The following is a 10,978-nucleotide window of genomic DNA, read 5'->3' as shown; positions in this document are numbered from 1 at the left end:
GAATGATCGCGAACGTCGCAAAATGCCGACCCCATAAACACGCGACCACTTGAATGCGCCGCAGGAACTAGCGGATCATGAGGGGCGGATCGCTTGGTCGGCGCAGTACAAGGCCTGGGGCGAAGCCGGGCAGGCAATTAGCGAGGCGGGACGGAAGGCGGGGTTCAGGAATCCGATCCGGTTCCAGGGGCAGTACTTTGACGACGAGACGGGGCTGCACTACAACCGGTATCGGTATTACGACCCGGTGGGCGGACGGTTCGTCTCGGGAGATCCAATTGGGCTGGCAGGAGGCACGAACCTTCATCTGTTTGTGCCAAATCCTGTGCAGTGGATCGATCCATTTGGGTTGACGTGCCATTCCACTAGGCGTGCTAGTCTGAGAGAAATTCGCAGACAGCTTGGAATTTCAATGTCTCAGCAACCCATAGGTCAAAAAATGATTCCACTGACCGATTCAACAGGCGGTTGGATTCTGGGGGAGAATAAGAAGCCGATCATGACCCGGGAGTTGACTTATCAGGTCAACGGAAAGAACGTAGTCGTTCAAGACCACTCTGCCGGCCACTATTACGGCGAAGGTGGAGTTGGAGACCAACCATCCCATCATAATGTTCGCCCAGAAGAAAATACCCGAACTGGAAAAGTTGACGGAATGGACGATCATTACCATTTCAATTGCCGGAATAAAAAATGAATACCCCTAATAGAATTATAAATCCCCAAGCACTATTGTCAATGTATGAAGAATTTCCATCCTTAAATGGATCGGAAATAATGGAAATCCTATTTAAGCGCGACGAGCCTAGGGTTTCTATGAAAATCATGACCAGCAATAAACCAGAAAAAACTCCCGCCAGATGGCCCCAAGGCTTTGACGTGGTTTATTTGGGCATATCTTTTATTGGGGTCAAAAAAATTACTCAAAGTGGTTGGGGACACACCAACACCGTGGATCAATTTAACATTGAAAATCCAAATGACTCGGTGTCAGTGCGCATATCCTGTAAAAATGATTTTTCATTCTCCTTTGATTGCGACTGGATTTCAGTTGACAGCGTTGCCCCAGGAAGCATTGGGACTCCATAGCAATTCAATCTGACAGTGCGCAATAGACCCAAGAGCTTCTACTTCTTCACGGCGTTACCGTAGATTCGTCAAGTGCAAGCCTTCGCACCGGTTCAGTCCCAGATGAGAAATGGTCCATTCAACTAGCAAGACTCCGATAGCAAGGTGACTCTCATAGCGCGTCATCACTTCAGGCATGGACAGACAGATGGTTAGCGCTGTAAATGCCCGCGGCGCGCATACCGAGTAAATAGGCCTCAGTGGAGTATGAATAATGGCATTCAATTTGACAAAAGCCCAGGAGAAGAGATTTACTCTTCTGCAGCAAAAAAACTTCCAGGAATTATTTCTCGATTCGGATTCAATTATAGATTTGATCCAATTTCCAGAATCTTCAATTCTTCTGGAAAAAATAAAAAATATTACAAAATTCAAGGATGGCACGGAAGTACAGGGAACCGCGCATTTATTCGAACATTTATTCGATTTTGCAGCCAATCAAAGTGATGCATGCCTCCTCATTCTTCCCGGTCTTTCGCCTCAAAGCGGGTTTATTTATACGCAATATCCTGCAATAAAAGCAGAGGCAGCCCAATTACACCTACTTCTTGAATCAATGCGAAAACGATTGACTCAAGTAGACTACTTAGCCTTGGTTTCTGAGAAACTTAAGTATGGCGTTGTTTTAGATGTTTACGCAGGAAATCCAGAGATTCATGGCACGAACAAAGAGATTTGCCAAATTACCACTTGGTAAGGCCAAGGGAATTTGAATAACTGAGGACCAATGGATCGGCATACATTCAAAGACGGCGCCATCGACTTGTGGGTCGAGCAAGAATCATCAATTCAGCTGAAGTCGATCAGCAAATTTGGTGATCCAGTTGAGCTCACCGCAAGTGAAGCCAGGGCATTGGCTGATCAACTCAAGAGATTTGCCGATCTGCTTGATCAGCTCGACAACTCATGAAAATTCAACCGCATGCGCAGCGGGACCAGTTGCGGCAAGACCACCACCTTCAGTTACGACGCCCGGGGCCGGCGCATCGCCAAGCGCTCCGAGCATGACGTCACCTGCCACTATGTCGCACGTCACGGTCCAAAAACCAGTTTCGGCTAAATCCAAACAGTTATCCGTATGAATTCATTAAATCTTGGCTACCTACGAGGCCTCTATGATTTTTTAATGAGCAAAAGCGATGAGGAGCTGGAGCGATTTGACATTAATTCCACTGCCAATCAGAAAATTCTCTTTGAAGAAATGAGGCGTAGTTTTTTGACATTTGGACCTATATCAAAAGAGAATATCATCAACGGATTAAACTACGTTTTGGCGGATTTTTCCAATGACTCGCTATGGCGAAGCGCCATCCCCCACGATCTCGCCCTTAATCGCGTAGCAGATAGGCGCGATTATTTGGAGGGCATTCTCTTTGCGTTAAATATCCCTCCATATTCGACAAATGTGGACGATTTTGTTCTGATCGACGAAATCGGGCCGAGTGGTTTGGACTATTCGACATAGTCGGGGCACCATCTCTTTTCGGCTCCGATGGCGACCGAACAGTTTTCTTAGAGGGACGACGAAGCCGGCCGGCACAAGGTCGGATCGGGCAATAGACACCTCAGCACCCCAGATGACGCGGAGTGCTCGCTCGCCGAAGCTTCCGCCCTTCTCAGCGCGCAGGCTCGATATGCGTCACAACAATCTTCCCATCCGTCTTCCCCGCATCAAAGCGAACCTTGTCCCCCGGCTGGAACTTGTCCAGCACGGTCTCGTCGCTCACTCCGAAGACCATGGTCATGCCGGGCATGTCCAGGCTCTTGAGCGGGCCGTGCTTGATCGTGAGTTTCTTGTTGTCCTTGTCCACCTTGCGGATCTCGCCATCGGCAAGCTCCGCGGCAGAGGCCGTGAAAGCGAATGCGGCCAGCGCCGCCATGAGTGCAATGCGAATCTTCGACATGGTCGTGTTTCTCCTGGAGGTTGGGTTGTCTTACTTGGCGGCAGCGGTCTTGCTGGCCACCGTCACGGCGCCCTTCATGCCGGCGTCGTAGTGGCCCGGCTGCAGGCATGCGAAGTCGACCTTGCCGGCCTTGGTGAACTGCCACACGATCTCGCCGCTCTTGCCTGCGGCCAGGGTCACCATGTTGGGATCGGCGTGCTCCATCTCGGGGTTCTTCTTCATGGCTTCGTAGTGCTCCTTGAGTTCCTTCTCGGTGCCGAGCACGAGCTCGTGCTTCAGCTGGCCGGAGTTCTTGACGACGAAGCGCACGGTCTCGCCCTGCTTCACCTTGATGTCGGCGGGCGTGAAGCGCATGCCGTCGGTCATGTCGACGTTGATGGTTCGCGTGGCCTTGGCGGCCACGCCGGGTTGGCCGATGGCGGCTTCGGCGTCGCCGTGGCCATGCCCGCCGGCGTGGTTGCCGGTGGCAGAGGCGCCTGCGGCCGCCACGGCGCAGAGTGCTGCGAAGGCGGCGTTGCGGAGGATGCTGTGCTTCATGGTTTTCCTTTGGAAGGTTGGTTGGAAGAAAGAGAAAGAAGGAACGAACAGAAAAAACTCAGTGGCCGGAGTGGCCACCACCGGGCTTGCGGATCTGCACTTCGATGTTCTTTGCGGGCATGTTCCGCGCGGGCATCGCGGCCGCGCCGGGGTCGCGCTGGCGCGAAGTCTCGGGCGCGGGGCCGTCGAGCTCGTAGGCCACGGTGCCCTTGGGGTGCTTGAACCAGCCGGGGTTGCCGTAGTCGCCGGGCTTCTGGTTCCTGCGCACCTTCACCATGCTGAACATGCCGCCCATCTCGACCGAGCCGAAGGGCCCTTCGCCCGTCATCATTCGCGCGGTGTTGTCGGGAATGGGCATTTCCATCTCGCCCATGTCGGCCATGCCGCGCTCGCCCATCACCATGTAGTCGGGCACCAGGTTCGTGATCTGCCGGGCCACATCCTTGTGGTCCAGGCCGACGAGGGTGGGCACGTCGTGGCCCATCGCGTTCATCGTGTGGTGGCTCTTGTGGCAGTGGAAGGCCCAGTCGCCCTCCTCGTCGGCCAGGAACTCGATCTGGCGCATCTGGCCGACGGCGACGTCGGTGGTCACCTCGTACTGGCGCGTGCTTTTGGGCGTCGGCCCGCCATCGGTGCCGGTGACGAGGAACTCGTGCCCGTGCAGGTGCATCGGGTGGTTGGTCATCGTGAGGTTGCCGATGCGGATGCGCACCTTGTCGTTGAGCCGCACGTTGAGCGAGTCGATGCCCGGAAAGATGCGGCTGTTCCAGGACCACAGGTTGAAGTCCAGCATGGTCATGATCTTGGGCGTGGCGCTGCCGGGCTCCACGTCGTAGGCGTTGAGCAGGAACACGAAGTCGCGGTCGACCTTCTCGATCAGCGGATGCTCGGCCTTGGGGTGCGTCACCCAGAAGCCCATCATGCCCATGGCCATCTGCGTCATCTCGTCCGCATGCGGGTGGTACATGAAGGTGCCGGGGCGGCGCGCGACGAACTCGTAGACGAAGGTCTTGCCGGGGCGGATCGGCGGCTGGGTCAGGCCCGAGACGCCGTCCATGCCGTTGGGCAGGCGCTGGCCGTGCCAGTGCACGCTGGTGTGCTCGGGCAGCTTGTTGGTCACGAAGATGCGCACGCGGTCGCCTTCGACCACCTCGATGGTCGGGCCGGGCGACTGGCCGTTGTAGCCCCACAGGTTGGCCTTGAAGCCGGGCGCCATCTCGCGCACCACGGGCTCGGCCACCAGGTGGAATTCCTTCACGCCGTTGTTCATGCGCCAGGGCAGCGTCCAGCCGTTGAGCGTGACCACGGGGTTGTAGGGCCGACCACCGGGTGGCATGAGCGGCGGCATGGTGTTGGGCGTGGTCTGGGTCACGGGCTCGGGCAGCGCGGCCATGGCCACCTTGCTCACGCTCGCGGCGGCAAGGGCGCCGGTGATGGCGCCGGCGCCGCCGAGGAAGTTGCGTCTGTTTGTCATGTCGTTCGAATCGTTGGTGGGCGCGGTTGGCGCATTCAATGAGCAGCACCGGCGGAGGCGGCTTCGGCGCCCGCATTGGCGGTTGAAGCACCCATGGCCACGGGCTTGCCGATCACCGAGGCCGCCAGCGCGGCATCGGCCAGCCAGAACTGCTGCTGGGCGTTGATGGCGTTGCTCACGCTCGCGATCTGGTCGCGCGTCTCGGCCAGCAGCTCGAAGACGCCGATCAGCATGCCGTTGTAGCGAAGCACGTTCTCGTCGGCCATGGCCTGGCGCAGCGGCACGATCTCGTCGCGGTAGTGCCGCGCGATGTCGTAGGCAGTGCGGTAGGCCGAGTAGCCTTCGCGCAGCTGGGAAGAAGCGCCGCGTACCGTGGCGTCGTAGCGGTTGGCCGCCGCCAGCGATTGCGCGTTCAGTGCGTCGCGCTGCGCCGAGCCCCAGTCGAACAGCGGCAGCCGGATGTCGAGCTCGAAGCCGCGCCGCGTGCCCTTGGTGCCTTCGGCGTTGTCGAACACGGTGTCGCGCCGGCCGCCCACCTCCACGTCGACGAAGGTCGACAGCAGGTTGATGCCCTGCGACTTGCCCGCCACGTCGAGCTGCGCGCGCGCGAGCTGCACGTCCAGCCGCTGCTCGGTCGCGGTGGCGGCCACTTCCTTGGCCTCGCGCGGCGCCTTTGGCAGATCGGGCAGCCGATCGGGCAAGGCCAGTTGGGCGGCCTGCGCATCGTCGAGCCCCAAGGCACGCACCAGCTCCTCGCGCGCAGCAGTGGCGGCGTGCTGCGCCGAGGCCAGCTGCGTGGTCGCATCGGCATAGAAGACCTGCTGGCGCGCGCGCTGCAGCTTGCTGAAGTTGCCGATCTGCTGCATGCGCCGCGCGAGTTCCGCGCTGGCCTGGGCCGATCGGTTGACCTGCTCGGCATAGCGCAGCATCTGCTGCGCGGCCACCGCGCGGACCCAGGCCTGCCGCACCTGCGTGACCTGGTCGACCACGGCGCCGGTGAGCTGCACCTTGGCCTGGCTCGATTGGCTGCGCGAGATCGACAGGCGCTGCGGCAGCAGGATGAGGTCCACGAGGCCGAAGGACAGGAGCCGCCCGAGTTCGAGCTCGCTGCCCAGGCGCATGCGCTCGAAGCTGAAGACCGGGTTGGGCAGCCGGCTCGACTGGTTCGCCGCGGCGATGTCGCCCCAGCTCTGCGCGACCAGCGCCTGCACCGCGGGGCTGTTGGTGAGCGCGAGCTGCACCGCGTCGCTTTGCGAAATCGGCCTGGAGAGCAGCTCCTGCGCGAGCGCCGCGCGGCGTTCGCGCTGTTCCTGCGTGCGGCTGAGCTCGAGCTTGCCGCCGGTGAACTGCCCGGCCTGGGTGTTGGTGTCCTGCAGCGCGTCGTCGATGCCGACCGAGGCGCAGCCGGCCAGCAAGAGGGCCGCAGCAGCGGCCGCGGCCGTGAGGCGCAAGGTGCGCTTCATGGCTTCTTCTCCTTGCTGGCGGGAGGCATCGGCATCGTGTGCCCTTGGTGCGCGGCGGGTGCCTCGGAGGCGCCGCCACCTGCCCCACCCGCCGCCTCTTCGGCATAGGCCTTCCAGCCGCCGCGCTGGCGGACGGTCTCGTTGGCCTCTTTCCAGGGAACGGGCTTGTCGTCGGTGAAGGGCCGATAGCCCTCGAGCGCGGACTTGTAGCTCAGCGTGGTGGGCGCACGGGTGGCTGCCTCTTCAGCGCGCGGCGCGGAGGCCGGTGCCGGCTGGGCCGCGGCAGCGAGCGCCGCTGCCATGGCCGGAAGAACAGCCAGCCAACGGGCCGGCAATGAATGGAACATGGAATCCTCGCGTGTTCATGAACGGAATGCGTCACGGCCGCCCGAAGGGGCGTGACGCAGGCGATGCATGCGCGCTGCCGCGGCCCGTGACCGGGCGCGCGCAGGCGCACGAACGCTTCAGGCGCGAGGAGGTTTGTCGAGAAGGCGCGGCGCGACCGTGGCCACCGTGCTGGCGGGCTCGGCGAGGTCGGCGCGGGGAAGGCCCTGGAACACGATCAGTTCCAGCGTGCTGGTGAGTGCGGTGGCGTGGCAGGCGCCGCAGGTGCCGCACTTGTGCATGCCATCGGGCGACGCGTGGGTGTCGGCGTGAGCGCTTTGGTCGCCGGAAGATGTCCCGGCGTCCTGCGCGGCAGCTTCGTGGTGCTGATGGCCTGCATGCCCATCGCCGTGCGCCTGCTGCGCATGCCGATGGCTTTCGGCCGGCGCGGCGGCTGCCGCAGCAGCCAGGGCAGCACCCTCATGGCCCGGTCCGCAAAAGACCATGGCGGCAGCCGCGTACGCCTGGAAGGGCACGGCAAACATCACGATCCAGAGGACGAAGAGGCGAACCCGGTGCATGCGAGGATTGTAGATAGAGCAGCAATGCCTGTCCGTATTCGACGGGCATGCATGCCACTCTAGCCATCCAGGCCGACGGTTTCCCGTCGGCCGGATTACAGCGCCGTCATCTTCGGGCGCCGCCGTGCCGTCAGAAGAAGCCGAGCTTCTTCGGCGAATAGCTCACGAGCAGGTTCTTGGTCTGCTGGTAGTGGTCGAGCATCATCTTGTGCGTCTCGCGGCCGATGCCCGATTCCTTGTAGCCGCCGAACGTGGCGTGCGCGGGGTAGGCGTGGTAGCAGTTGGTCCACACGCGGCCGGCCTGGATGGCGCGGCCCATGCGGTAGGCGGTGCTGCCGTTGCGCGTCCACACGCCGGCGCCCAGGCCGTAGGGCGTGTCGTTGGCAATCTCCAGCGCCTCGGCCTCGGTCTTGAAGGTGGCAATGGCGAGCACGGGGCCGAAGATCTCCTCCTGGAAGATGCGCATCTTGTTGTGGCCCTTGAACAGCGTGGGCTCGATGTAGTAGCCGCCGGCCAGCTCGCCGCCGAGCTGCGCGCGGCCGCCGCCGGTCAGGCACTGCGCGCCCTCTTCCTTGCCGAGCGCGAGATAGCTCATGATCTTGTCCATCTGGATGGCCGAGGCCTGCGCGCCCATCATGGTGTCGGTGTCCAGCGGATGGCCCTGCTTGATGGCCTTGATGCGCTCGAGCGCACGCGCCATGAACTTGTCGTAGATCGATTCCTGGATCAGCGCGCGCGACGGGCAGGTGCAGACCTCGCCCTGGTTGAAGGCGAACAGCACCAGGCCTTCGATGGCCTTGTCGAAGAAGTCGTCGTCCGCGTCGGCGATGTCCTCGAAGAAGATGTTGGGGCTCTTGCCGCCGAGCTCCAGCGTGGCCGGGATCAGGTTGCCGGCCGCGGCCTGCGCGATGACGCGGCCGGTGGCGGTGGAGCCCGTGAAGGCGATCTTCGCGATGCGCTTGCTGCCCGCCAGCGCCATGCCGGCTTCGCGGCCGTAGCCGTTCACGATGTTGAGCACGCCGGGCGGCAGCAGGTCGGCCAGCAGCTCGGCCATCACCATGATGCTCACGGGCGTGGATTCGGCGGGCTTGAGCACCACGCAGTTGCCCGCGGCAATGGCGGGCGCGAGCTTCCACGCGGCCATCAGGATCGGGAAGTTCCACGGAATGATCAGCCCCACCACGCCCAGCGGCTCATGGAAGTGATAGGCGATGGTGTTCTCGTCGATCTCGCTCAGCGCGCCTTCCTGTGCGCGCAGGCACCCGGCAAAGTAGCGGAAGTGGTCGATGGTCAGCGGAATGTCGGCGTTGAGCGTCTCGCGGATCGGCTTGCCGTTGTCCACGGTTTCCGCATAGGCGAGCAGCTCGAGGTTCTGCTCCAGGCGGTCGGCAATCTTCAGCAGCAGGTTGGCGCGCTCGGCCGGCGAGGTGCGTCCCCATTGGCCCGCGGCCGCGTGGGCGGCGTCGAGCGCGAGCTCGATGTCCTCCGCGCCCGAGCGGGCGGCGCGCGTGTAGGGCTTGCCGGTGATCGGCGTGATCACGTCGAAGTACTGGCCCTTCACGGGCGGCACGAACTTGCCGTTGATGAAGTTGTCGTAGGCCGGCTTGAAGTCGATCTTGGCACCGGGGGTGTTGGGGCTCGCGTATTGCATGGTCTCTTGTCTCCGTCGGGTAAAGGGGTGGAAGGCGGCCGCGCAAGCCGGATGCCGCGCGGTCCCGGGTGCTGCATTGCACGCGCCATGCCACGCGGTCCTGGAGGCCATTCGCCCGATCTGGCACATGCATCGGCCCGATTTCCTGCGCCAGGCTGCAACAGCGCTGCGTGTCGCGGTGAGCAGCTGTCACGAAACGGGACAAGACACCCGCCGCTGGCACACAAGATCGAGCGGCTGCCGGATGCGCGCTGGGCGTCGCATTCGGATACATTGGGGCCGCGTTCGCCTCCGGCGAGCCACCCCATCCTTCCTTCCGCCGCCATGCTTCCTTGCCCCGAAAGCGCGTAGTGATTCGCGGACCCTCCATCACCGCCCGGACCATGGCTTTCGTGGCCGTCGTCTGCCTCAGCCTGCTGGCGATCGACTTCTGGAACAGCTGGGAGGCGCGCACCGACCAGCTCCAGCAGATGAACGTGGCCACGTCGAACCTCTCGCGCGCCATGGCGCAGCAGGCCGACGACACGATCAAGAAGGCCGACACCGTGCTGGTCGGCATGGTCGAGCGCGTGGAGCACGACGGCACCGATCCATCCGACGTGGCGCGGCTTCGCCAGCTGCTGGCCCTGCGCGTTGCCGAGCTCCCCCAGCTCGACGGCCTGCACATCTACGACCAGGACGGCAACTGGATTGCGAACTCCCGCCCCACGCGGCCGGAGAACCTGAACAACGCGGACCGCGAGTACTTCGCCTTCCACCGCACGCACGCAGAGCGCGGACCGCACATCGGCATTCCGGTTCAAAGCCGTACCAGCGGCCGTCTGCTGGTGCCGGTTTCGCGGCGCATCAACCATGCGGACGGCAGCTTTGCCGGCGTGGCGCTCGCGACGATCCACGTCGACTTCTTCTCCAGGTTCTACGACAGCCTGGACATCGGCCAGGCCGGCGCCGTGGCGCTGGTGCTCGAGAACGGAACCATGATGACCCGGCGGCCCTACAGCCCCGACATGGTGGGACGGAACATGCTGGAGACCCAGCTCTTTCGCTCCTACGCCGCGCATGGGCCGGTCGGCACGGCCTACATCAAGTCGGCGCAGGACGGCGTGACACGGTTGAACAGCTTCCGGCGCCTGGACAACTACCCGCTGTTCGTTTCCGCGGCGCTGTCCAAGGACGAGATCCTGGCCAACTGGTGGCGCGACACGCTGTGGCATTCGGGCGGCGTCGTTCTGCTGAGCCTGATCGTCGGCTTCATCGGATGGCGCCTGGTGCGGCAGTTCCAGCTCCAGACCCGCACCGAGGCCGAGCTGCGGCAGGCGCGCGATGCGCTCGAAACGCTCAACAAGACCCTCAACACCCTGGCCATGGAAGACGGCCTGACCGGGCTCGCGAACCGCAGGCAGTTCGACGTGGCGCTGGACAGCGAATACAGCCGCGCCGCGCGCAACGCGAGCACGCTGGCGCTGATCATGATGGATGTGGATTGCTTCAAGCAATACAACGACATCTACGGCCATGCGGCGGGCGACGAGTGCCTGCAGACCATCGGCCGCACCATCGCGCGCGTCGCGTCGCGGCGCCCGGGAGATCTTGCGGCGCGCTATGGCGGAGAAGAGCTGGCGGTGCTGCTGCCGAACACCGACGTGGCGGGCGCCGTGATGCTGGCCGAACGCATCCGCAGCGCCGTGCGCGAGCTGAAGATCGAACATGCGGGCACCGCCGACGGATTCGTGACGCTGAGCGCCGGCGTGGATGCGCTCAGTCCCCAGGCCGGCATCGGCGGCCAGCCCAAGGAACTGATCCGGTCCGCGGACAAGGCGCTGTACGCCGCCAAGTCGGGCGGGCGCAACCGCGTGTGCGCCTCGACCGGACAGCCGCTGGCGGCGTGACGCGGGTCTGAGCCTCAGCCCGCCTTC

13 protein-coding genes are annotated in these 10,978 nt (G+C 62.6%); 6 read left to right on the top strand and 7 right to left on the bottom strand.

From position 1 onward, the window contains the following. Positions 1–49: 49 nt before the first annotated feature. The 5 genes from ACAM58_RS26800 (at position 50) to ACAM58_RS26780 (ending at position 2,593) form a co-directional block, all read left to right on the top strand. Positions 50–697 (top strand): RHS repeat-associated core domain-containing protein, encoded by a 648-nt coding sequence (locus ACAM58_RS26800; RefSeq protein ID WP_080515780.1) that lies wholly within the window; start codon positions 50–52, stop codon positions 695–697. Next, a complete protein-coding gene (locus tag ACAM58_RS26795) occupies positions 694–1,089 on the top strand; it encodes an immunity 50 family protein (protein WP_080515781.1) in 396 nt (131 codons plus the stop codon). Before ACAM58_RS26800 ends, ACAM58_RS26795 begins: the two co-directional genes overlap by 4 nt. A gap of 253 nt (positions 1,090–1,342) precedes the next feature. Beyond that, positions 1,343–1,825, top strand: a complete 483-nt coding sequence (locus ACAM58_RS26790) for a hypothetical protein (RefSeq protein ID WP_150106887.1) — start codon at positions 1,343–1,345, stop codon at positions 1,823–1,825. Between the two features lie 30 nt (positions 1,826–1,855). After that, positions 1,856–2,038: a hypothetical protein gene (locus ACAM58_RS26785; protein WP_086012243.1), complete on the top strand. Its 183-nt coding sequence runs from the start codon at positions 1,856–1,858 to the stop codon at positions 2,036–2,038. Between the two features lie 216 nt (positions 2,039–2,254). Beyond that, complete coding sequence (locus tag ACAM58_RS26780) at positions 2,255–2,593, top strand: hypothetical protein (protein WP_369664916.1); 339 nt, start codon at positions 2,255–2,257, stop codon at positions 2,591–2,593. A 151-nt stretch (positions 2,594–2,744) separates the two neighbouring features. On the opposite strand, the gene ACAM58_RS26775 is transcribed toward ACAM58_RS26780, so the two are convergent. The 7 genes from ACAM58_RS26775 to adh all read right to left on the bottom strand — a co-directional run bounded on the left by ACAM58_RS26775 (position 2,745) and on the right by adh (position 9,062). Continuing rightward, positions 2,745–3,032: a copper-binding protein gene (locus tag ACAM58_RS26775; RefSeq protein WP_369664915.1), complete on the bottom strand. Its 288-nt coding sequence runs from the start codon at positions 3,030–3,032 to the stop codon at positions 2,745–2,747. 30 nt (positions 3,033–3,062) lie between these two features. Next, positions 3,063–3,569: a plastocyanin/azurin family copper-binding protein gene (locus ACAM58_RS26770; RefSeq protein WP_018904754.1), complete on the bottom strand. Its 507-nt coding sequence runs from the start codon at positions 3,567–3,569 to the stop codon at positions 3,063–3,065. A 58-nt stretch (positions 3,570–3,627) separates the two neighbouring features. Continuing rightward, positions 3,628–5,043: a multicopper oxidase family protein gene (locus tag ACAM58_RS26765; protein ID WP_369664914.1), complete on the bottom strand. Its 1,416-nt coding sequence runs from the start codon at positions 5,041–5,043 to the stop codon at positions 3,628–3,630. 35 nt (positions 5,044–5,078) lie between these two features. Continuing rightward, a complete protein-coding gene (locus ACAM58_RS26760; RefSeq protein WP_369664913.1) occupies positions 5,079–6,506 on the bottom strand; it encodes a TolC family protein in 1,428 nt (475 codons plus the stop codon). Then, a complete protein-coding gene (locus ACAM58_RS26755) occupies positions 6,503–6,853 on the bottom strand; it encodes a hypothetical protein (RefSeq protein ID WP_369664912.1) in 351 nt (116 codons plus the stop codon). Before ACAM58_RS26755 ends, ACAM58_RS26760 begins: the two co-directional genes overlap by 4 nt. A 117-nt stretch (positions 6,854–6,970) precedes the next feature. Further along, positions 6,971–7,411, bottom strand: coding sequence for a hypothetical protein (locus ACAM58_RS26750; protein WP_369664911.1), 441 nt, complete (start codon positions 7,409–7,411; stop codon positions 6,971–6,973). A gap of 130 nt (positions 7,412–7,541) precedes the next feature. Next, positions 7,542–9,062 (bottom strand): aldehyde dehydrogenase, encoded by a 1,521-nt coding sequence (adh, locus tag ACAM58_RS26745; RefSeq protein WP_015865741.1) that lies wholly within the window; start codon positions 9,060–9,062, stop codon positions 7,542–7,544. Positions 9,063–9,445: 383 nt separating this feature from the next. Between adh and ACAM58_RS26740 the strand changes: the two genes are divergently transcribed. Further along, a complete protein-coding gene (locus tag ACAM58_RS26740; protein WP_230537800.1) occupies positions 9,446–10,951 on the top strand; it encodes a sensor domain-containing diguanylate cyclase in 1,506 nt (501 codons plus the stop codon). Positions 10,952–10,978 lie beyond the last annotated feature (27 nt).

The organism is Variovorax sp. V116, assembly GCF_041154435.1.
Lineage (GTDB): Bacteria > Pseudomonadota > Gammaproteobacteria > Burkholderiales > Burkholderiaceae_C > Variovorax > Variovorax paradoxus.
The sequence above is the reverse complement of the archived record's forward strand: the minus strand, read 5'-3'. Positions and strand labels throughout refer to the sequence as shown.